18 protein-coding genes, 1 tRNA gene and 1 pseudogene are annotated in these 21,691 nt (G+C 70.1%); 17 read left to right on the plus strand and 3 right to left on the minus strand.

The genetic code is table 11. The features are described from left to right. Nucleotides 1-60 precede the first annotated feature (60 nt). The 11 genes and pseudogenes from AB0D28_RS21610 to AB0D28_RS21660 all read left to right on the plus strand — a co-directional run bounded on the left by AB0D28_RS21610 (nt 61) and on the right by AB0D28_RS21660 (nt 11,429). Entirely contained in the window at nt 61-1,791 is a 1,731-nt protein-coding gene (locus AB0D28_RS21610) for a CTP synthase (RefSeq protein WP_357388312.1), read from the plus strand. Continuing rightward, nucleotides 1,788-2,393 (plus strand): NUDIX hydrolase, encoded by a 606-nt coding sequence (locus tag AB0D28_RS21615; protein WP_357388314.1) that lies wholly within the window; start codon nt 1,788-1,790, stop codon nt 2,391-2,393. Before AB0D28_RS21610 ends, AB0D28_RS21615 begins: the two co-directional genes overlap by 4 nt. 326 nt (nt 2,394-2,719) lie before the next feature. Continuing rightward, on the plus strand, nt 2,720-3,835 hold the full coding sequence (ald, locus tag AB0D28_RS21620) for an alanine dehydrogenase (protein ID WP_174537683.1): 1,116 nt from the start codon (nt 2,720-2,722) through the stop codon (nt 3,833-3,835). Nucleotides 3,836-3,846: 11 nt separating this feature from the next. Beyond that, nucleotides 3,847-4,818, plus strand: a complete 972-nt coding sequence (locus AB0D28_RS21625) for a tyrosine recombinase (RefSeq protein WP_357388316.1) — start codon at nt 3,847-3,849, stop codon at nt 4,816-4,818. A 194-nt stretch (nt 4,819-5,012) separates the two neighbouring features. Then, on the plus strand, nt 5,013-5,936 hold the full coding sequence (locus AB0D28_RS21630) for an AAA family ATPase (RefSeq protein WP_013285595.1): 924 nt from the start codon (nt 5,013-5,015) through the stop codon (nt 5,934-5,936). 41 nt (nt 5,937-5,977) lie between these two features. Continuing rightward, nucleotides 5,978-7,063, plus strand: a complete 1,086-nt coding sequence (locus AB0D28_RS21635) for a ScpA family protein (RefSeq protein WP_357388318.1) — start codon at nt 5,978-5,980, stop codon at nt 7,061-7,063. A 529-nt stretch (nt 7,064-7,592) separates the two neighbouring features. Then, nucleotides 7,593-8,192: pseudogene (gene scpB, locus AB0D28_RS21640) on the plus strand (SMC-Scp complex subunit ScpB); the annotation flags it as partial. Further along, nucleotides 8,179-8,949 carry a pseudouridine synthase gene (locus AB0D28_RS21645; RefSeq protein WP_357388320.1) on the plus strand — a complete coding sequence of 257 codons (771 nt, stop codon included), beginning with the start codon at nt 8,179-8,181 and terminating at the stop codon, nt 8,947-8,949. The pseudogene scpB and the gene AB0D28_RS21645, both read left to right, overlap by 14 nt. Nucleotides 8,950-9,119: 170 nt before the next feature. Continuing rightward, entirely contained in the window at nt 9,120-9,800 is a 681-nt protein-coding gene (gene cmk, locus AB0D28_RS21650) for a (d)CMP kinase (RefSeq protein WP_357388322.1), read from the plus strand. A gap of 23 nt (nt 9,801-9,823) precedes the next feature. Beyond that, nucleotides 9,824-11,206: a ribosome biogenesis GTPase Der gene (gene der / locus AB0D28_RS21655; protein WP_357388406.1), complete on the plus strand. Its 1,383-nt coding sequence runs from the start codon at nt 9,824-9,826 to the stop codon at nt 11,204-11,206. 149 nt (nt 11,207-11,355) lie between these two features. Then, nucleotides 11,356-11,429 (plus strand) — tRNA-Pro (locus AB0D28_RS21660). A 114-nt stretch (nt 11,430-11,543) separates the two neighbouring features. Here the strand turns inward: AB0D28_RS21660 and AB0D28_RS21665 are convergent. Next, complete coding sequence (locus AB0D28_RS21665) at nt 11,544-12,725, minus strand: tyrosine-type recombinase/integrase (protein WP_357388324.1); 1,182 nt, start codon at nt 12,723-12,725, stop codon at nt 11,544-11,546. A gap of 205 nt (nt 12,726-12,930) precedes the next feature. Between AB0D28_RS21665 and AB0D28_RS21670 the strand changes: the two genes are divergently transcribed. Continuing rightward, complete coding sequence (locus tag AB0D28_RS21670) at nt 12,931-13,170, plus strand: hypothetical protein (RefSeq protein ID WP_357388326.1); 240 nt, start codon at nt 12,931-12,933, stop codon at nt 13,168-13,170. A gap of 2 nt (nt 13,171-13,172) precedes the next feature. Here the strand turns inward: AB0D28_RS21670 and AB0D28_RS21675 are convergent, their stop codons facing one another. Beyond that, entirely contained in the window at nt 13,173-13,424 is a 252-nt protein-coding gene (locus AB0D28_RS21675) for a helix-turn-helix domain-containing protein (RefSeq protein WP_357388328.1), read from the minus strand. Nucleotides 13,425-14,253: 829 nt separating this feature from the next. On the opposite strand from AB0D28_RS21675, the gene AB0D28_RS21680 reads away from it, so the two are divergent. From AB0D28_RS21680 to AB0D28_RS21700, 5 genes are all read left to right on the plus strand, one after another. Continuing rightward, entirely contained in the window at nt 14,254-16,371 is a 2,118-nt protein-coding gene (locus AB0D28_RS21680; RefSeq protein ID WP_357388330.1) for a restriction endonuclease, read from the plus strand. 680 nt (nt 16,372-17,051) lie between these two features. Further along, entirely contained in the window at nt 17,052-17,468 is a 417-nt protein-coding gene (locus AB0D28_RS21685) for a hypothetical protein (protein ID WP_357388332.1), read from the plus strand. Continuing rightward, nucleotides 17,465-18,904: a relaxase gene (locus tag AB0D28_RS21690; RefSeq protein ID WP_357388334.1), complete on the plus strand. Its 1,440-nt coding sequence runs from the start codon at nt 17,465-17,467 to the stop codon at nt 18,902-18,904. Before AB0D28_RS21685 ends, AB0D28_RS21690 begins: the two co-directional genes overlap by 4 nt. Nucleotides 18,905-18,923: 19 nt before the next feature. Beyond that, nucleotides 18,924-20,066, plus strand: a complete 1,143-nt coding sequence (locus tag AB0D28_RS21695) for a hypothetical protein (protein ID WP_357388336.1) — start codon at nt 18,924-18,926, stop codon at nt 20,064-20,066. Beyond that, nucleotides 20,066-20,557 (plus strand): DUF4913 domain-containing protein, encoded by a 492-nt coding sequence (locus AB0D28_RS21700; RefSeq protein WP_357388337.1) that lies wholly within the window; start codon nt 20,066-20,068, stop codon nt 20,555-20,557. The genes AB0D28_RS21695 and AB0D28_RS21700 overlap by 1 nt, the downstream gene beginning before the upstream one ends. A gap of 224 nt (nt 20,558-20,781) precedes the next feature. Here AB0D28_RS21700 and AB0D28_RS21705 read toward each other — a convergent pair whose 3' ends face one another. Beyond that, complete coding sequence (locus AB0D28_RS21705; protein ID WP_357388339.1) at nt 20,782-21,318, minus strand: hypothetical protein; 537 nt, start codon at nt 21,316-21,318, stop codon at nt 20,782-20,784. Between the last annotated feature and the right edge of the window lie 373 nt (nt 21,319-21,691).

A 21,691-nucleotide genomic window follows, 5' to 3' on the forward strand; every position in this document is an offset into this window, starting at 1 on the left:
TCACTCTGCTGATCGGCACGGCGGTTCGCACGACCGCTACGGACGACACGGGAGCAGGCGTTGGCCCCTACAGCACGGACGACCAGGCACATTTTCGTCACCGGGGGCGTCGCCTCCTCGCTGGGTAAGGGCCTCACCGCCTCCAGCCTCGGCAGTCTGCTGACCGCGCGCGGACTGCGCGTGGTGATGCAGAAGCTCGACCCGTACCTGAACGTCGACCCCGGCACGATGAACCCGTTCCAGCACGGCGAGGTCTTCGTCACCGAGGACGGCGCCGAGACCGACCTCGACGTCGGCCACTACGAGCGGTTCCTCGACCGGGACCTCTCCGGCAAGGCGAACGTCACCACCGGCCAGATCTACTCGGCGGTGATCGCCAAGGAGCGGCGCGGGGAATACCTCGGCGACACGGTGCAGGTCATCCCGCACATCACCAACGAGATCAAGGCCCGCATCCGCGGCATGGCCGACCCGGACGCCGACAGCCAGGTGCCCGACGTGGTGATCACCGAGGTCGGCGGCACCGTCGGCGACATCGAGTCGCTGCCGTTCCTGGAGTCGATCCGGCAGATCCGCCACGACCTGGGCCGGGACAACTGCTTCTACCTGCACGTGTCGCTGGTGCCGTACCTGGCGCCGTCGGGCGAGCTGAAGACCAAGCCGACCCAGCACTCGGTGGCGCAGCTGCGCAGCATCGGCATCCAGCCCGACGCGCTGGTGCTGCGCTGCGACCGGGAGATCCCGGAGAAGGTCAAGGAGAAGCTGTCGCTGTACTGCGACGTCGACCGGGAGGCGGTCACCGCCGCGCCGGACGCGCCGAGCATCTACGACATCCCCAAGGTGCTGCACCGCGAGGGCCTCGACGCGTACGTGGTGCGCCGGCTCGGCCTGTCGTTCCGCGACGTCGACTGGACCCGCTGGGACGACCTGCTGGAGCGGGTGCACCAGCCCCGGCACACGATCACCGTGGCGCTGGTCGGCAAGTACGTCGACCTGCCCGACGCGTACCTGTCGGTGAGCGAGGCGATCCGGGCGGCCGGGTTCGGCCACCGCGCCCGGGTGCAGCTCAAGTGGGTGCCCAGCGACGACTGCGTGACCCCGGCCGGTGCCGCCGCCGCGCTGTCCGGCGTCGACGGCATCGTGATCCCCGGCGGCTTCGGCGTGCGCGGCATCGAGGGCAAGGTCGGCACCGCCCGGTACGCGCGGGAGAACGGCGTCCCGCTGCTCGGCCTCTGCCTCGGCCTGCAGTGCATGACCATCGAGGTGGCCCGGCACCTGGCCAACCTCGACGGGGCGAACTCGCTGGAGTTCGACGAGGAGGCAGTGCACCCGGTCATCGCCACCATGGCCGACCAGGAGGACATCGTCGCCGGGCGCGGCGACCTGGGCGGCACCATGCGGCTCGGGGCGTACCCGGCGAAGCTGGCCGAGGGCTCGATCGTCGCCGAGGCGTACGGCAGCACCGAGGTCAGCGAGCGGCACCGGCACCGGTACGAGGTGAACAACGCCTACCGCGACCAGCTCGCGAAGGCCGGCCTGAACATCTCCGGCACCTCGCCGGACGGGCGGCTGGTCGAGTTCGTCGAGCTGGACCGCACCCTGCACCCGTTCTTCGTGGCCACCCAGGCGCACCCGGAGCTGAAGAGCCGCCCCACCCGGCCGCATCCGCTGTTCGCCGCGTTCGTCGGCGCCGCCGTGGCGTACTCGCAGGCCGACCAGCTGCCGGTGGACCTGGACGGCGCGTCGAAGAAGACCGGCCGCGGCGGCGGCGCGAAGGCGTCCGGGAAGTGAGCGGCGTCGAGCACCGCTATGAGGTGACCGGCCGCCGGGAGATCTGGTCCGGCCGGATCTTCTCCGTGGTCAGCGACGACGTCACCATGCCCGGCGGCGGCAGCGCGACCCGCGACTACGTGCGGCACGTCGGCGCGGTCGCCGTGGTGGCGCTCGACGACGCCGGTCAGGTGGTGCTGATCCGCCAGTACCGGCACCCGGTCGGCCGGCACCTGTGGGAGCTGCCCGCCGGTCTGATGGACGTCGGCGGCGAGGACCTGGCCGCCGCCGCGCTGCGGGAGCTGGGCGAGGAGGCGGACCTCACCGCGGGGCGCGTCGACGTGCTCGTCGACCTGCACAGCTCGCCCGGCTTCACCGACGAGGTGGTCCGGGTCTTCCTGGCCCGCGACCTGGCCGACGTGCCGGCCGAGCAGCGGCACCACCGCCACGACGAGGAGGCCGACCTCCAGGTGGTGCGCGTGGACCTGGACGAGGCGGTGCGGATGGTCCTGGCCGGCGAGATCACCAACGCCTCCTGCGTGGCCGGACTGCTCGCCGCCGCCCGCGCCCGCGAGACCGGCTTCACCGAGCTGCGCCGCCCGGAGGCGCCGCTGCCGCGCTGAGGGGGGACTTCGCTTGGGGCGGCCCGGCGTACCGCGCCGGGCGGCCCTTCGCGGTAGTTCACGTCCGTCCGGCGTCGCCGCGGCGCCGGTGCGAAGATGACATCGAACTCTGTCCCGTCGGCGGGTGACGTCTCCACCGGGCGGCCCGAGGGGTTGCCTGACAGACCGTCAGGACCAGCGGCCACCGGATGTCACAGTGTCGCGGCCGGTGGACCTTCCACGGGCCTAGACTGCCGCCGGCGGGACCGGCAGACCGCGCCGGCAACGGAGCCGGCGCGGCGCCGCGCAGTCGGGGGTGAACCGCCCCGGAGGAAGGTGTCTGCATCGTGAAGGTCGGAATCCCCCGCGAGGTCAAGAACCACGAGTACCGGGTGGCGATCACACCCGCGGGCGTCAACGAGTTCACCCGCCACGGCCACGAGGTCTTCGTGGAGGCAGGCGCGGGCGTCGGTTCCAGCATCACCGACGACGAGTTCGCCGCCGCCGGCGCGAAGATCCTGGCCACCGCCGACGAGGTGTGGGACACCGCCGAGCTGGTGCTCAAGGTCAAGGAGCCGATCGCCGAGGAGTACCACCGGATGCGCGAGGGGCAGGTGCTGTTCACCTACCTGCACCTGGCCGCGTCCCGCGAGTGCACGGACGCGCTGGTCGACCGCAAGGTCACCGGCATCGCGTACGAGACGGTCGAGCTGCCCGACCGGTCGCTGCCGCTGCTGGCCCCGATGTCCGAGGTGGCCGGCCGGCTCGCCCCGCAGGTGGGCGCCTTCTACATGATGCGCACCGGCGGCGGGCGGGGCGTGCTGCCCGGCGGCGTCTCCGGCGTGTACGCGGCGAAGACCGTGGTCATCGGCGCGGGCGTGTCCGGCCTGAACGCCGCCGCCATCGCGCTCGGCCTGCAGTCCGAGGTGCTGCTGCTGGACAAGAACGTGGCCCGGCTGCGCCAGGCCGACGCCATCTACCGGGGCCACCTGCAGACCGTCGCCTCCAACGCGTACGAGATCGAACGGGCCGTGCTCGACGCGGACCTGGTCATCGGCGCGGTGCTGGTGCCCGGCGCGAAGGCCCCGAAGCTCATCTCCAACGAGCTGGTCTCCCGGATGAAGCCGGGCAGTGTGCTCGTCGACATCGCCATCGACCAGGGCGGCTGCTTCGAGGACTCGCGCCCGACCACGCACGCCGACCCGGTCTACAAGGTCCACGACTCGATCTTCTACTGCGTGGCGAACATGCCGGGCGCGGTGCCGAACACCAGCACCTACGCGCTGACGAACGTCACCCTGCCGTACGCCCTCGAACTGGCCAACCAGGGCTGGCAGCAGGCGCTGCGCAACGACCCGGCGCTGGCGCTGGGCCTGAACACCCACGCCGGCAAGGTCGTCTACGGGCCGGTCGCCGAGGCGCACGGCATGGACGTGCTGCCGCTGGACGAGGTGCTGAGCTGACCGACGCCGCGGTGCGCGGGGCCGGCGCGGAACCCGCGCCGGCCCTGCGCCGTGCGGTCCGGGCCTACCTGGACCACCTCACCGTCGAACGCGGGCTGTCCGCGAACACGCTCGCCTCGTACCGCCGGGATCTGGACCGCTACCTGGCCACCCTGGCCGCGGCCGGGGTGACCGACCTGGCCGCCGCCGGGCCCGCGCAGGTCGAGGCCCACCTGGCCCGGCTGCGCGCGGGCGACGACGACCACCCGCCGCTCGCCGTCTCGTCCGCCGCCCGCGCCGCCAGCGCGGTACGCGGCCTGCACCGCTTCGCGCTGCGCGAGGGACTCGCCGGCGCCGACCCCAGCCGCGACGTCCGGCCGCCCGCACCGCCGCGCCGGCTGCCCCGGGCGCTGCCGGTCGACGCGGTCCTGCGGCTGCTGGAGGCCGCCGGCCTGCCCGGCGCCACCGGCGACGCCGCCGCCCGCGCGCTGCGCGACCGGGCACTGCTGGAATTCCTGTACGGCACCGGCGCGCGCATCTCCGAGGCGGTCGGCGCGGCGGTCGACGACCTCGACCTGGACGCCGGCACCGTGCTGCTGCGCGGCAAGGGCGGCCGGACCCGGCTGGTCCCGGTCGGCGGGTACGCGGCCGACGCGCTGCGCGCCTGGCTGGTCCGGGGCCGCCCGGCGCTGCTCGCCGCCGGGCGTGGCACCCACGCGGTCTTCGTCAACGCCCGTGGTGGCCCGCTCACCCGGCAGGGCGCCTGGGCGGTGCTGCGCTCCGCTGCCACCCGCGCCGGCCTGCCCGTCGACGGGCGCGACGCGGTCTCCCCGCACACGCTGCGCCACTCGTACGCCACCCACCTGCTCGACGGCGGCGCCGACGTGCGCGTGGTGCAGGAACTGCTCGGCCACGCCTCGGTGACCACCACCCAGGTCTACACGCTGGTGACCGTGGAGCGGCTGCGCGAGGTGTACGCGACAGCGCATCCGCGCGCCCGCTGAGCGCCGACGCGACCGGCCCTGGCTGACGGGCGGCCGACACGCCGACCCGCTACCGAACGCGCTGCTGGCCGGTGGCGTACAGTCGGCATCGGCGCGGGCCTCCAGGTACGACGGACCGGGGGTGCGCAGCGGCGCCGCGAGGGACGTCGGACGGCTCCGACGCCGGGTGGTCGTCGGGAGGGGGCAACGAGGACATGGCAGGCAACGGTGACCGTGCCGAGACCTGGACGTCGGAGCTCCGTGAGCAGCAGGCGACGCTCGGTGCCGATCTCGGCCCCGCCGACCCGGCCGCGTACACCATGCGCAAGCCGATCCCCGAACCCATGCCGACCGACCGGCACGGCCCGGCGCGGATCATCGCGATGGCCAACCAGAAGGGCGGCGTCGGCAAGACCACGACGACCATCAACCTGGGCGCGGCCCTGGCCGAGTACGGCCGCAAGGTGCTCCTCGTCGACTTCGACCCGCAGGGCGCCCTCTCCGTCGGGCTGGGCGTCAACCCGCACAACCTGGACCTGTCGGTCTACAACCTGCTGATGCAGGACGACGTCACCGCCGAGGACGTCCTGATCAAGACCGACGTGGCCGGCCTGCACCTGCTGCCCGCCAACATCGACCTCTCCGCCGCCGAGATCCAGCTGGTGAACGAGGTCGCCCGGGAGATGGCCCTGGCGCGGGTGCTGCGCACCATCCGCAAGGAGTACGACTTCATCCTGATCGACTGCCAGCCCTCGCTGGGCCTGCTGGCGATCAACGCGCTCACCGTCGCGCACGGCGTGCTCATCCCGCTGGAGTGCGAGTTCTTCAGCCTGCGCGGTGTGGCGCTGCTGCTGGACACCATCGACAAGGTGCGCGAGCGGCTCAACTTCGACCTGGAACTCGAAGGCATCCTCGCCACCATGTACGACAGCCGCACCACCCACTGCCGGCAGGTGCTGCAGCGGGTGGTCGAGGCGTTCGGCGACAAGGTCTACCAGACCGTCATCACCAAGACGGTGAAGTTCCCCGAGTCCACGGTGGCCGGCGCCCCGATCACCACCCTCGACCCGGCCTCCTCCGGCGCGCGCAACTACCGGCAGCTGGCCCGGGAGGTCATCGCCGCCCAGGCGGACCGGTAGGGCGTACGCCGGCTGCCCGCCGCGTCGTCTACGGTTTCCCGGTGACCGCACCGCCCCTCGACCCGCCGCACGGCCCCGGTGACGCCGCCGTCGCCGCGGAGCTGGCCGCCGAGGTCGACGGTGTGGTGCCCGACAGCCCGGAGACCAGTGGCTTCACTGTCCGGCTGGACAACTTCACCGGCCCGTTCGACCTGCTGCTCCAGCTGATCAGCAAGCACAAGCTGGACGTCACCGAGGTCGCCCTGCACAAGGTCACCGACGAGTTCATCGCGTACCTGCGCGCCATGGGCGACCAGTGGGACCTGGACGAGACAAGCGAGTTCCTGCTCGTCGCCGCCACCCTGCTGGACCTGAAGGCGGCCCGGCTGCTGCCCTCGGCCGAGGTCGAGGACGAGGAGGACCTGGCGCTGCTGGAGGCGCGGGACCTGTTGTTCGCCCGGCTGTTGCAGTACAAGGCGTACAAGGAGGCCGCCGCGCACATCGCCGAGCTGGAGGCGGTCGGCGGCCGGCGCTACCCGCGGGCGGTCACCCTCGAACCGCGGTACGCCGAGGCGCTGCCCGACCTGGTGCTCGGCATCGGCCCGGAGCGGCTGCGCAAGCTGGCGGTCAAGGCGATGAGCCCGAAACCGGTGCCCGAGGTGTCCATCGCGCACGTGCACATGGTCCGGGTCAGCGTCCGGGAACACGCCGGCATCATCGCCGACCGGCTGCGCCGAGCCGGGGTCGCCACGTTCTCGCTGCTCTGCGCCGACTGCGAGATGACGCTCGAAGTGGTGGCCCGGTTCCTGGCGCTGCTGGAGCTGTACCGGCAGGGCCTGGTGGCGTTCGTGCAGGAGCAGGCGCTGGAGGAGCTGACGGTCCGCTGGACCGGCCCGGCCGACGGTGACGCCGAGCTGACAGTCGACGAGTACGCCGGCACCCCCGAGCCCACGACCACGTCCGTCCCCGCCGCGCCGGCCGACGACGCTGCTGCTCCGGCCGACGATGCTCCGGCCGGCGCCGTCGTGACTGGCGATGCTGCCGTGACTGGCGATGCCGCCGTGCCGGGCGGCGTCGCAGCGCCTACGGCATCCGAGCCCGCCGTGCCCACCGAGGCGGCGGACGAACCCGCACCGACGCAGGAGTGAACGGATGAGCGACCAGGAACGCCGCGACTCCCTGGCCGACCAGGCCGCCGCCTGGGTGCCCCCGTGGGAGCGCCCCACCCCGCCCAAGCCCGCCCCGGACGACACCGTCCCGGCCGACACCCACCCCTCGAAACCCGACATCACGGACACCGCATCGAAGCCGTCCACAGATCTTGGAAGCGAGGGGCCCTCAGAGGGGCCGATTCCTTCCAAGATCGCCGCTGCGGTCCCGGCCGTGCCGGATCTTGGTACGGGGGCGCCCTCTGAGGGGCGGGACCGTACCAAGATCTCGGGGGCGAGCGGGGCGAGCGGGGCGAGCGGGGCGGGCGGGGCGGGCGGGGCGGGCGGGGCGAGCGGGGCGGGCGGGACGGCGACCGGGTCCGGGGGCGGTGCGGCGGGCGCTGAGGGGTCCGACGACGATCGCCCGTCGCCTGCGGTCGGCGATCGGCCAGTGGCCGCCCTCGGCGACGACGCCGGGCGGGACGCGGCGCGGCAGGAGGGCGGGGGAGCGGGTGCTGAGGGCGTACCCCCGAAGCGGGGACGGCGGCGAGCCGTGCCGGAACCGCCGCCCGCACCCGTCCTGGACGACGCGGAGCTGCGCGGCGCCCTGGAGGCGATCCTGCTCGTGGTGGACCAGCCGGTCAGCGAGCTGACCCTGGCCGAGGTCCTCGAACAGGCCCCGGAGCGGGTCGGCGCGATGCTCGACGAGATCGCCGCCGGGTACACCGCGGCCGGGCACGGGTTCGACCTGCGCCGGGCGGCGGGTGGCTGGCGTCTCTACACCCGCCCGGAATACGCGACGTACGTGGAACGGTTCGTGCTGGACGGGCAGTCCGTGCGGCTGACCCAGGCCGCGCTGGAGACCCTGGCCGTGGTCGCCTACCGCCAGCCGGTGACCCGTTCCCGCATCTCGGCCATCCGGGGTGTCAACTGCGACGGGGTCCTCCGTACCCTGGTGGGTCGCGGCCTGGTCGAGGAGTGCGGCACCGAAGCGGACAGCGGCGCCTACCTCTACCGGACCACCACCATGTTCCTGGAGAAGCTGGGGCTGAACTCGGTGGACGACCTGCCGCCGCTCGCCCCGTTCCTTCCCGACGACGTAGAAGAGCTTGCCGATGCGACGCGATGACCGTGCCCCGAAGCCCGACGCCCCCGTGTACGAGGGCGCCGAGCGCCTGCAGAAGGTGCTCGCCGCCGCGGGGGTGGGTTCCCGGCGCGCCTGTGAAGACCTGATCTTCCGGCGCCGGGTGACAGTGAACGGGCGGGTGGCGCAGCTCGGCGACAAGGCCGACCCGGCCCGCGACGTGATCGTCGTCGACGGGGAGCGGCTCCAGGCCGACGTCCGCCTGGTCTACGTGGCGATGAACAAGCCGCGCGGGGTGGTCACCACCATGGCTGACGAGAAGGGCCGCACCGAGCTCGCCGACTTCATCGGCGCGCGGCTGGAGCAGCGGGTCTACCACGTCGGGCGGCTCGACGCCGACAGCGAGGGCCTGCTCCTGCTCACGAACGACGGCACCCTCGCCCACAAGCTCATGCACCCGTCGTACGAGGTGCTCAAGACCTACCTCGCCGAGGTCGCCGGGCCGATCCCGCGCAACCTGAGCAAGCGGCTCACCGCCGGCGTCGAGCTGGAGGACGGGCCGGTGAAGGTCCACGGGTTCAAGGTGGTCGACACGCTTGGTAAAACCGCCCAGGTGGAGCTGACCCTGCACGAGGGGCGCAAGCACATCGTCCGGCGCCTGATGGCCGAGGTGGGACACCCGGTGTCCCGTCTGATCCGTACCTCGATCGGTCCGATCAAGCTCGGCGACCTGCGCACCGGGCGGCTGCGGCGGCTGACGAACGCGGAGGTCGCCGCCCTGTTCAAGGCGGTGGGTGACTGACCCGCCGATCGGGGTACCGCTCCCGGTAGGCTTCGACGCGGTCCGCGGGCCGGCACACGCCGGCCCGGCGGGACGCCCGCGCGGCGCGGGCATGATTGACGACAGAACCATCCGCTCAACGGCGCCCGGGAATCGGGCGACCCGCGAGGTACGGGCTGAGGAGGACAACGGTGGAGGAAAACGTACCGGCCGGGCGATGCGTGGTCGCTGTGGACGGGCCGTCCGGTTCGGGGAAGTCCACCGTGTCGCGGCGACTGGCCACGGGCCTGGGCGCCCGCTACCTCGACACCGGCGCCATGTACCGGGCGCTGACCTGGGCGGTCCTGCGCTCCGGGGTGGAACTCACCGACACCGAGTCGGTGGCGAAGGTCGCCGCCGAGGCCGACCTCCGCATCGGCACCGACCCCCAGGGGTACGCCGTGACAGTCGACGGCACCGACGTGTCCACAGCCATCCGCGGCGCCGAGGTGACTCAGGCGGTGTCCGCGGTCGCCGCCGTCGCCGCCGTACGCGAGCTGCTGGTGGACCGGCAGCGGCGGGTGATCGCCGACGCGGGCCGGATCGTGGTCGAAGGCCGGGACATCGGCTCGGTGGTCGCGCCGGACGCGGACCTGAAGGTGTACCTGACCGCCTCCGAGGCGGCGCGCGCGAAGCGCCGCAGCGCCGAGGACGCCGCCGACGTCGCGGCGACCGCCGCCGACCTGGCCCGCCGGGACCGGCTCGACTCGACCCGCACGGTCAACCCGTTGCAGCAGGCCCCCGACGCGGTGGTGCTGGACACCACCGAGCTGGGCATCGACGAGGTAGTGGCACGTCTGCGCGACATGCTCACCGAGCGGGGTGTGGCGTGAGTGACAATGATTTCGGTAGCTGGGTGGAGCTGCGCGAGCCGGAGGCCGACTCCGGTGAGCCGACCGGCCCGCAGCCCGTGGTGGCAGTGGTCGGCCGTCCGAACGTCGGCAAGTCCACGCTGGTCAACCGCATCATCGGCCGCCGGCAGGCGGTCGTGGAGGACATCCCCGGCGTGACCCGGGACCGGGTGCCCTACGACGCGCAGTGGAACGGCCGGGCGTTCACGGTGGTGGACACCGGCGGCTGGGAGCCCGACGCCAAGGACCGGGCCGCGGCCATCGCCGCGCAGGCCGAGACCGCTGTGGCGACCGCCGACGTGGTGCTGTTCGTGGTGGACGCCATGGTCGGCGCGACCGACGTGGACGAGGCAGCGGTGAAGATGCTGCGCCGCAGCGCCAAGCCGGTGATCCTCATCGCGAACAAGGCCGACAACGCCACCATCGAGATGGAGGCGACCTCGCTGTGGTCGCTCGGCCTCGGTGAGCCGTTCCCGATCTCGGCACTGCACGGCCGGGGCTCCGGCGACCTGCTCGACGCGATCATGGACGCGCTGCCCGAGGCGCCGAAGATCGTGGAGGACCGGCCGCGCGGCCCCCGCCGGGTGGCGCTGGTGGGCCGCCCCAACGTCGGCAAGTCCAGCCTGCTCAACCGCTTCTCCGGCGAGGAGCGCGCGGTGGTCGACTCGGTCGCCGGCACCACAGTCGACCCGGTCGACAGCCTGGTCGAGATCGGCGGCGAGACCTGGCAGCTGGTCGACACCGCCGGCCTGCGCAAGCGGGTCGGCAAGGCCAGCGGCACCGAGTACTACGCCAGCCTGCGTACCGCCTCGGCGATCGAGGCGGCCGAGGTCGCCGTGGTGCTGCTCGACTCCAGCGAGGTGATCAGCGAGCAGGACCAGCGGATCCTCACCATGGTCGTCGAGTCCGGGCGGGCGCTGGTCATCGCGTTCAACAAGTGGGACCTGGTCGACGGCGACCGCCGCTACTACCTGGACAAGGAGATCGACCGGGAGCTGCGGCGCATCCCCTGGGCGATCCGGCTGAACCTGTCCGCGAAGACCGGCCGCGCGGTCGACAAGCTCGCGCCCGCGCTGCGCAAGGCGCTGGCGAGCTGGGAGACGCGCATCCCCACCGCGCAGCTCAACCAGTGGCTCACCGCGCTGGTCCAGGCCACCCCGCACCCGGTACGCGGCGGACGCGCGCCGCGCATCCTGTTCGCCACCCAGGCCGGGGCGGCGCCGCCGCGCTTCGTGCTGTTCACCACCGGCCCGCTGGACGCCGGCTACCAGCGCTTCGTCGAGCGCAAGCTCCGCGAGGAGTTCGGCTTCGAGGGCAGCCCGATCGAGATCTCGGTACGCCCGCGCAAGAAGCTCGGCCCCGGAGGCCGGGGCAAGGCCCACGGCTGACGCTTCGGGCGCCGCCGTTTTGCCGCGCCACACCCTCCTAGGATGCTCTAGGGGGTGTGGCGCGCGGCGCGGGAGGGGCCTCTGCGCGCGGTGCGAAGATCCTGCGCTAAGCTGTACCGGCTGCCGCGGGGGAGACCTGGCGGGGGCATCGGGACGTGGCGCAGCTTGGTAGCGCACTTGACTGGGGGTCAAGGGGTCGTCGGTTCGAATCCGGCCGTCCCGACAGCAAAAGAGCAGGTCAGGGCCTTGATTCACTTTGGTGGGTCGAGGCCTTCTTGCTGTTTCGTCTCACAATTCATCACGTACGCGCGTACTGCTGAATTTCGTGTCACGGGAGTCACCCGAACAGGCCCGATTCCAGGTGCTCGGCGGCGACCTTGAGGTGGCTGTTGTCCGGGTGGACGTAGACCCGCTTGGCCAGCGTGCCGCCGTCCGCGTGACCGGCCCAGGCCGCCAGCACGACGTCGGGCACCCCGGCGCCGGCGAGGTAGGTCAGGCAGGCGTGGCGGGCATCGTAGGGCCGGACCTTCCGCACGCCGACCTTCTCCATCAGCTTGTAGACCCGGCGGCGCAGCCAGTCGGTGCGTTGGGGGCGGCCGAGCTCGTCGACCAGGACGTAGCCGCTGTCGACGTATGCCTCGCCCGTCTGCAGTCGTTCCTTCTTCTGCAGGGTCTGGAAGTCCTTCAGCGCCTTCGCGACCGTGGCCGGCATCGGTAGCCCGCGCTTGCCGGCCGCGGACTTGGCCTCCTTTTCCTCGACCTCGCCGTCAACGAGCGTCCGGGTGTTGTCGCCGGCGGCGATCGTCCCGGCCTCGAAGTCGACATCGGACCACCGCAGCCCGCACACCTCAGCGGGCCGCAGACCCATGAGCGACAGCAGGCAGGGAGCATGCAGACGCTCGCCGGCGATGCCGGCCAGGAACGCCTTCACCTCGTCCTGGGTCCAGGGCTTGTGCCTCGCCTTCTCCTCAGCGGCGGCCTTCGCCGCTGCCCGGGGGATGGTCACGAATGCCGCGACGTTCCGCACCACGAGCTGACGGCGAACCGCGACGTTCAACGCGGTCCGGAGTCGGCCGAGGGTCAGGCGGACTGACCGGACGCCCAACCCCGTTCCCGGCTTGCCGCCCCGGCGCCGTCCCTCCGTGAGCATCCAGTCGATCAGCGCCTCGATGTCGGCCTCGGTGAGGTCCTGGAGCGCCTTGATGCCGAGGCGGGCGCGGACAGGCAGGAGCGCGTCGCGGTAGTTCGCGGTGGTGGCCTTCTCGACATCGCGAGTGGCGGACGCCAGCCACTCGTCGAGGAACTCATCGACGGTGATCCTGCCGGGCTTGACGTACGTGCCGCGGTCGGTCTCGTGCTTGATCCGGGCGTACTCCGCCTTGGCCTCCTTCCTGGTGTCGAACGTGTAGGTGCGTTGGTCGCGACGTCCGTCCGGCTTGCGCCCGACGTCGAGGACGAACCGGTAGCGGGTCTTGCCGCTGCGAAGGGTGACCTTCTTGATCGGGTCCGAGGCGCTCACGTGCGTCCTGTTCCTTCCATGAGGGATGGGCTGCCGCCCTGGTCTCGTGCGTGAAGCTACCGCGCACTTGACCCGATGGTACCTAGAAGAGGTACCTATTCGCGGTCCCGTCGGACTCGTGAGTTGGTGATTGGTGATAGGCGGTGTGGGATGTGGCAACCTCGACTCGTCACCTAGCCGTTCTGACAGTTCGAGGAGTTGAGGCATGCCGCGACAGCGTCCTGTCGCCGAGAACCTGCCGCCGCTGCCGACGCGGGAAAGGCGGGATCAGCAGGTCAAGATCCGCCTCACACCCTCGGAGATGGAGAGGCTGACGGCGATGCGGCCTGATCTCACGCCGTCCGGCATTCTCGCGCTGCTCGTCGACGACGTGCTCGCCGGGCGGTACCGGCCGGCGTGGGCGGCCGCTGCGCCCGACGAGGCCGGCCATCAGCGAGAGACGTAGACTCAGGTGTCCGTTCGCACTAGAGGATCCTCGCGGCCGGACTGCTGCCGTTCGATGCCAACGAGCCTAGGCAGGTCCGCCGTACGTACGCGGTAGGTGGTTCCGATCCGAAGCACCGGGCAGGGGAAGGCGCCGCTCTTCGCCAGTTCATAAGCCTTCGTGCGGCCCACGCCGAGAGCGCGAGCGGCGGTCGCGAGATCGACCATCGCCGGTAGTTGGAGTAGCTCGTCCCGGTTGAGAGTGCTGACGGTCATCACCCTGCTCCTTAGGTCGAGGGGAGCGGACGCCTGGGCGTCCGGCTGGAGAGGCATGGTCTGACATGCCTCGACACGACCATCCGGTTCGGGCGTTGCTTGTGGCGCTACCTCTCCTTCGGCTGCCCAAGTCGGAGCGTCGGTAGCGCCTCGTTCATCCGGCACCGGCTACCGCTGAAGGCGCTGACGGCACCGCAACCAGCGGGATCGCAGATCTGCGGGGCGGAAGTTCGGTGTGCCAGGCGCCCTCGGGTGTTTGCGCGGGGAGAAGTTGCTCAGGATCAGGCAGAGTCGTTGGTCGGGCAGCGGCAGTGCGGGGTCTTGAGGAAGCTGTGAGACTCGCGCCAGCGTTTGCTGTCCCGGATGTGGTAGCGCCGTTTTCCTGGCCAGGTCCAGTGCGGCGATCATGTGTCGCAGGCCCCGGTCGCGTTGTGTCGTTGGCCCGCAGCCGGACCTGGCGTCCCTGATGTCGCCAGTCCCGGCGGGGTCGCAGGTTCAGCGGCTCGAACTTGTCCACACGCAGGACCCGCCCATCGGCGGATGGATGGCCGTAGAGGTCGGAGATTCGGCGCATCTTCGACATGAAGTCGGGGTGGTCGACGCTGATCCCCGCGACGTGGCCCGGCAGCGATGAGGCGATCGCGCGGCTAGAGACGCGACCAGCAGGAGAACGGTTGGCCGAGGAACAGGGGGTCTGATGCCTCCCGGGCGCCCTGATAGCCCGGGTGCAACGCGACCGTCGTGGATGCGTGCTCGTGCAATCGTGAATGAGCCAGAGAACTCCGCAATGATATTGATTACTTTTTTAAAAACTTTTACTATGGCGACCATGGCGCAGAGTGACACCTTCGGCCGTCCCCAAGATCTTGCCGAACAGAGGGCGCTCTGGCGCAAGCAGGCCAGCGCGATCCCAGGGCTGCTCGGCGGTAAGGCCGTGTGGCTTCGGCTGGTCCTTGAGCTCGTTAAGCAGGTTGGCGAAGGTCGCGCGGTCGGCCTTGACATGAAGCCGGAGTTGTCGTTTGACATCGAGAGCGTCGAACGACGTCAAGGCGGCGCAGCTCCCAGGATGGAGCCCGCGACATGGCGGGCCTACTACGGCTTCCTTCGCGGCCTCCAGCTCGTCGGAAACGCCGCGGACGAGCTTCACCTAACCGCGACCGGCTTGCAGCTTCAGTCCGATCCGACGCCTGCACGTCTGGCGACGATCCTGGCCGACCGCATCAGGCTGTTCGCGGAGGTACTATCGCTGATCGCCGTGGAGCCGCTAACCGTCGACGAGGTTGATGAGCGTATTCGAGCGCGATATAAGCAGTCTTGGAAAAGCAAGGGGAACACTCGTATCCGGATGGACTGGCAGGAGGTTCTCGGCCTGATCGAGGCAGTCGGCAACCGGCGGTGGGGCATCACGCCAGCTGGGCGGACTGTGCTCGTAGGTCGTGTGCTGGTAGGGCCGGAGGCTTTCCGTGCAGCAGCTGTTAGCGTGGCCGAGCTTCCTGAGGCTCCGGCCGAGATTGCTGCTCTTCTGGAGGAATTCTCGACGTCGGCGCGCACGCATGAGTCGCGCAACACCTACAACATTTGGGTGCCGAGTCCGCCGTCGAATCCCAATAAGGTCGAAAATCTCAGAACCATCATGAACGCGACCCTGGGGCGGATCGAACGAAGAGAGCTCTTTTCGTTCATTAGCGAGACGTTCGACCTGAGGCGCAGCAGCGTGGAGTCGATGCTGCCGTTCTTGCGGGCGTCAGGTCTTCTCATCGAGGTGGGTCGCGGGGTTTTTGAGGCCACGCCAGCGGCGAGAGCATGGGTCGAGTCGGGTGAGGACGTAAACTTCTTACGAATCTTGCACGCCCACATGCGATTCGTCGGTGAGATGATCCGTGCGGTGGAAAATGACGTCACTCGAAATGAGATGTACTCTGAAGCTGCCCAATTCGGGTTGAACATTGATAAGTGCCGCTGGATTGCTAGCTTCCTGCTCAACACCGGACTAATCGAGGAGCCGCGCTACGGGAGTCTCCGGGCCACGCCGCGAGGGGCCGCGCTGGCGGCTGAGTTGCCTTTAGCCGACGTGCCGAGCACTCCGCATGGGCGTTCAGCTCAGACGCAGGACACTCGACGGGTGCCGGATGGAACTCAGCCGCTTCAGGTGAAGCAGGACCTAGCCCGCCTCTCCAGGGACCCTCTGGCCGGAGGCGAAGGTGCCGGCCGGGCTTTTGAGAAAGCCATCTGTGACTCTTTTCTCGCTATGGGGTTCGAGGCTCGCGCGATCGGCAGATCTGGCGACACGGACATCCTTGTCCGATGGCGTAACGGCGACGGTTCACAAGCGACGGCGATCATCGAAGCGAAGGCGCGATCGTCCGGCCATGTTACCCACACCGACGTGAGCGATGTAGCGATCGAAACGCACAAAGGGCGCCAGCATGCCAGTTTCATCGCAATCGTTGGTCCCGGCTTCAGCGGTGACACCATTAAGAACATGGCGTCGCAGAAGAAGTGGGTGCTGCTAGACGCCGACCGGTTGGGAACGCTCGCGGAGGCCTCGATCGCCTTGGGGCTTCGGCCGTACGAAATAGGCCAGTTGTTCCTCGTTCCGAACGGACTTTCGGATCTCGACGATTTGATCGCGGACCGCCGGCGGGAGTTGCAAATCGTGTCGTTCCTGCTTGCCAAGCTCGCTGAGGAGGAGAGAGAGGCGGGCGAGGCGATTTCTGCCCGAGATATTTCTCGGGACGGGCGAAGAACGGAACTCCGTCCGAGTGTAGAAGAGATCGTCAATGCGATTGACGTCATGTCAGGCTTGCACGCTGGTGCCCTGCGGCTGGTCGATCCAGCCGACGACCCAAGATTCGCGACGTACGTTCTCGGCGATGCTCTAGCGGGAGCGAGGCGCCTCCGCGCGCTAGCCGACGCCATCGAGTGCCGACCCAGCGAAGCCCAGTAGGCCCTGGTACGCCTGTGAGTCCAGCTCGATGAAGGTGAGACCTCAGGCCGATCCCGACAAGCGAACGCCCGCGAGTGAGCCGCGAGCCGCATAACGGCTCCGGCCGGCACCGCTCGGCCGTTGAGATGACTAGTGCGGCGGCGTCGCCCTTGCTCTGCTGTCGGAGCAAGATATGGCCATTGCTTATCGATCTGCGACCGTGCGCGGTCGCAGATCGGCAATGGAGGCAGGCCCGCACACCCCGCGCCGGCCCCGTGCAGACGTTCGGTTGAGTGCGGCCAGGTAGGTGCGGACGATCGGGACCAGTCTCCGGCCCACGCCCAGGCGTAGCTTGACGAACGGCGGTGGGGTGGAATCGCAGGACTACACCTGCTACCGCGCCGCTTCCGCTCCTCGCCGCTGCGCGGCTGCGGTGCGGGTCGGCTTGCTCTCGAATGACTACCGCAGCGCCCGCCGGCGACCGCAACGACGCCAGCAGGTCGGCAGGCGCAAGCTTGGCCGTCCCAGACCAGCGCGGCAGACCGCGCCCGAGCTGGCCTATACCGAGGGCAGTCGGTGGGTACGCGGACGGACCCCACTCAGGCATACGTGGCCGAGACCTCGTACGCCGACAGCCCAGCGGCGCTGGTAGCCCCGGACGCTCACTTGCCGGCAGCGCCCGGGGCGCACAGTGGCGGGTGATGGAAAACGATCAGCCCGCCCCACCCCGGAAGGCCCGGCACCGTGCCCACCAGCGGCCGGCCCGCCCGCACGCGATGCTGCTCCGACTATCGGACGAGGAAAAGGCTGCGATCGACGCGGCAGCCGCAGCCGCAGACCTGACCCCCACGGGATACGCGGCCAAGGCGGCCGTCGCCGCCACGACCGCCGGCCAAGCTCCCAGCGACGCGATCGGTGACCTGCGAGGCCTGCAGCATGAGCTGTTCGCTGCCCGCCGCGCCGTGGCGATGTTTGGCAACAACGTCAACCAGGCCGCCGCGGCCTTCCACGCCACCGGCCAGCTACCGGACTGGACAACCGACGCCGTCCGCCTTTGTGCCGCAGCGGTGGCTCGGCTCGACGAGATGATCTCCATGATCCACCGGAGACTGCGGTGATCACCCGCGTGCACCGACGCGGCTCGCGGGTCGGCGGACTGCTGCGCTACCTGTGGGGCCCGGGCAAGGCGGAGGAGCACACCAATCCCCACCTGGTGGCCGCCTGGGACGGCGCGGGTCCGCTGACGGACCTGGAGCCCAAGGCCACTGCCGGCGGCAGGCGGGATTTCCGGGCGCTGACGGCGTTGCTCGAGCAGCCGGTCCGGGCGGGCTACCGGCCGCCGAACAAGTTCGTGTGGCACGCCAGCATGCGGCTGGCGCCCGAGGACCGGCACCGCACCATCAGTGACTCGACGTGGGCAGGCATGGCGGTGCAGATGCTCACCGAAGTCGGGATCGCCACTACCGCGACTGATCCGGGCCTGCGGTGGATCGCCATGCGGCACGCCGATGACCACGTACATATCGTCGCCACGCTGGTGCGCGAGGACGGGCGGACCAACTGGATGCGCAACGACTACCCGCGCTGCGTCAAGGCCACCTACAACGTCGCTCGCCGCTACAACCTGCACCGCCAGGTCCCGCCGGCGGACCGGACCGCCCACCGCCGTCCCCACCCGGTCGAGGTCAGCAAGGCCCGCCGCACCGGCCGCGCCCAGACGCCCCGCGACGAGCTGCGCCGGCGCGTACGCAGAGCCGTGGCCGCAGCCGGCTCCGAGGAGGAATTCTTCACCCGGCTCCGCGAAGCAGGAGTGCTGGTCCGACTCCGACACAGCAGCACCGACGCCCAGCAGATCACCGGGTACGCGGTGGCGCTACCCGGCGCCCGGACCGCCGGCGGACAACCGGTCTACTTCGGCGGAGGCCAGCTGGCGCCCGACATGACCCTGCCCAAGCTGCGGCTGCGCTGGGGCACCCCGACGCCGCAGCAGACGGCACCAACGGTCGGCCGCAGCGAACGTGTCGAGGCGATGCGCCAGGCCGCCAAGGTCGCCACCGCAGCCGCCGACGACATCCGCCGCGCCGCCCGTACCGAACCGGGCCGGGCGCAGGCCACCGCGGTCGCCGCGGCAGATGTGCTCACCAGCTTGGCGTACGCGATGGAGGGTGACCGGCGCGGGCCGCTGCACCGAGCCGCCGAGGTCTTCGACCGGGCGGCCCGCGACCTGTACGGGCGGGCCCGTCGGCCCACCGGCCGCAGCCAGGAGATGCGCGCCATGTCGCGGCTGGTAGCGCTGATGGGCCGCATAACCGGCGACGACGACGCCATCGCCGCGCTCGCGCTGGTGATGGACCTGGCCCGCCTCGCTGACACCCTCGAGCAGCTACGCACGGCACAGCAGCGCCTGCACCAGGCCGAGGCGGCGCGAGCCGCGGCCGATGCGCTGCGGCTGGTAGCGGGTGGCCGGCAACCGGCGGTAGCGCTGCCGCTCACTGCCACGCCCACCTCCGAACCGACAGTGGGAGGCGGCCGACGCGTGACGCGCGGCCGCTGAGCAGGCAAGGGAGGTGCACGTGCCGCACCCGCAGCAACACGAGGACCCGATGGCCGAGACCCGCCAACAGTTCCTGCAAGGGCTGGCCACGATGGCAACCGTCGGCGAGGCCGGCGCCCGCTGGGCCGCCGTCGGCATCCAGAACAAGGCCGCCGACCGCGAACGCCAAGCCCACCGCGACCAGGCCGCCGCGGCAGCCCGCCGCGAAGCCGACCGACTGGCCGCCAAGGTACGCGTGGACCGCGAACGGATGGCGGGATCGCTTGACGGTGGCTGGCTGGTCAACAAGGCCACCTTCGCCGAGGCCGCCGCCGTCTGGCGTACCGCGACGCTCCACTCCGGCAGCGACCCGGTCGCCCGCCGCTTTACGGAATTCGCCGAGCAACGACTGCGCCAGTTCCGCCCCGACCTGATGGACGCCTACGAACGCCACAGGCAGGCCGGAACCCCGATCCCCGAAGCCATGCGCGCCGCCGCCCGGGAGGTGTGGGAGAGCGATGCCCGTACCGGTCATCGCCACGGTGGGGCCCGCGCTCACGGCGGCACCCCCGACCGGCCGGGGATCACGCCTGACGGGCCGGTCGCGCTGCCGCCGGGCGGTCGTGGGGTCGTCGACGACTTCGACGCTGCTGTCCGGCAGGAGGCGATCAGACTGGCTGAGCACGTACGGCCCGAAGCCCTCGACGAGCTACAACGCCAATGGCGTGCCACGGGCAAACTCCCCGCAGGCGAACCCGTACAACTCCTTCGTGACCTTGCAGCGGAGATGAGTCAGGCCGTTAGAGCCCGCGAGGCTACCGGGCGGCCGGTTGAGGCGATCCGCCTGGCCCGCAGCCACGTGGAGGATGCCCTGGGTCGCGACCTGCAGAGCCGAGCGGCTATCGAGCGTGGTGAGGGGGTCCGCGACGGCGGGACAGTTGATGACCCCCGCACTCCGGCAGGCGAGCATGTAGTCCAGCAGTCGGCGATCGTGCTCCACGACGACGCTGCTGATCACTCCGTCGTCACCTCAGCTGCGTTCCATCATGTTGACACGCTTGCGATACCGGCCTGGGCGCAGGCCTTCCCGAACCTTCGCGTGGCCCAGGTCAACCTGGCGGTCGCCAGGAAGCAGCCCGCGGCAGCGGTCACCGCGGTGCCGATGCGCGGCAGGACACGATGATGCCGATCCGCACGGACGCGGCTATTCAGCTCGACGAACTGGCCGCTGAGGTCGCGAGGCTAGCGGCACAGGTCGCCAACCTGCAGCAGACTCAGACCGAGCGCGCCCACGCTGGCGACGGGGATGATCAGCTGCCGCTGTACTCGACCGTCGAGGCTTGGGTGACCACGTACCTGCTGCCGACCTTTCCGCGTCCGGTCGGCGAGGTCGGCATGACTCGCTGGCACTGGTGCGAGCAGTGGTGGCGCCACGACGAAGCAGTGACCCGGCTGACGGCTCTCTGGTACGGCTGGGAACAGGCCCGCCTGCAGATGACCGGCATGCTGCCTTGGCTGCGAGAGCTCGACCACCAACTGCCCATCCTCTACGGTGACGACGGCCCGTTCCGCAACTGCACCCCAGGCGGCGAACTCGGGAAGCACCAGCACCGCTCGTCGCCTGGGGTGCCGGCTCAGCCCGCACCCGAGGATTGGTGGAGGTGGTGGGACTGACGCTGCCCTGGGCGTTGCAGTCGTCACCCCTAGACCGCGGCCAAGCCGAAGTGATCGACGAAACCGTGATTCACCGGCTGCGGCCGACACAGCACTCCGCGACGCGCGTCGGCGGCATGAGCGGATTCGCAATGAGCACGCTCGGCGTCCGAAGCGGTGGCTCCGGCCAGCCAATCTTGGGGCGACGAAGCTCCCGCGGCAGCGGAGGTCGCCTGGGCAGACAGCTAATTGGTGGTCACGTGCAGGAGAGCTGCTTGCTCTTTCTTTAGTGCGGCGAACGCCTCGTGAACATGTGCAACGAAATTTGCCCCTGGATGCCTAATCAACGCGGCCTCCTTGACATGTCCGTCTTCGCCTTCTATCACGATTTCTTGAGCGGCGACGTGCGCGCAGAAATCTCGAAAAACTTGCGGAACTTCGACCCCAATTAGAAGGTCGGCGTGTTCGATAATCAAGTCGCGCATCCGCCGATTTGCTGGTTGAAGAGCATGGTCTCTCCATCGTCGCCAGACATCTGTCCCCCCTTCGGGAGTCCTTTCGCTCTGTGCTGGTAGCAGCCCTTCCGATCGCATTGCAGTCCAGATTCGTTCATTCACATCGACCAGCGCGTTCAGAGGGCCGTAAAGATCTCGAAGTTGACTGTTGATTCGTGACAATTTGGCTTGCCTACGCTCTTGTCGGAATTGTCCTATTTGGTTGAGCGTGAATACAAGTACGGCCACCAGTACGCTCGCGCTGGCAGCAATGACGGCAGCAGTCATAGCTCAATCTTCCCGCACGGACGCCAGCAAGGCCAGCCTCTCGCAGGCTGACCAGCTGGTGCGGCACCCCGTCGGCCCGGAAGCCAGCCAGCGCCACACCGACGATACCGAACATGTCGGCCATCGAGACGATCCGGATGAGCACCAAGGTCAGGGTTCGATGCAACCTCGACCCAGGCGACGTGGTGAGTCCGGGCGGGCTGATCTAGCAGTCTGCCGTGAGAAGTGTCAGCATGGCGACTTCCAGGAGGCGGCGGGAAGATTAAGTTTGTGACTGCAGGTGGTTGTGGCTGCAGGCAGGTGGCGAATCCGTCCCCATGCTCGCTCATTCGCAAATCTCTCGACCGATACCTTGAGGTCGAACTCTAGATCC

This window comes from Micromonospora sp. NPDC048169 (genome assembly GCF_040652815.1).
Lineage (GTDB): Bacteria > Actinomycetota > Actinomycetes > Mycobacteriales > Micromonosporaceae > Micromonospora.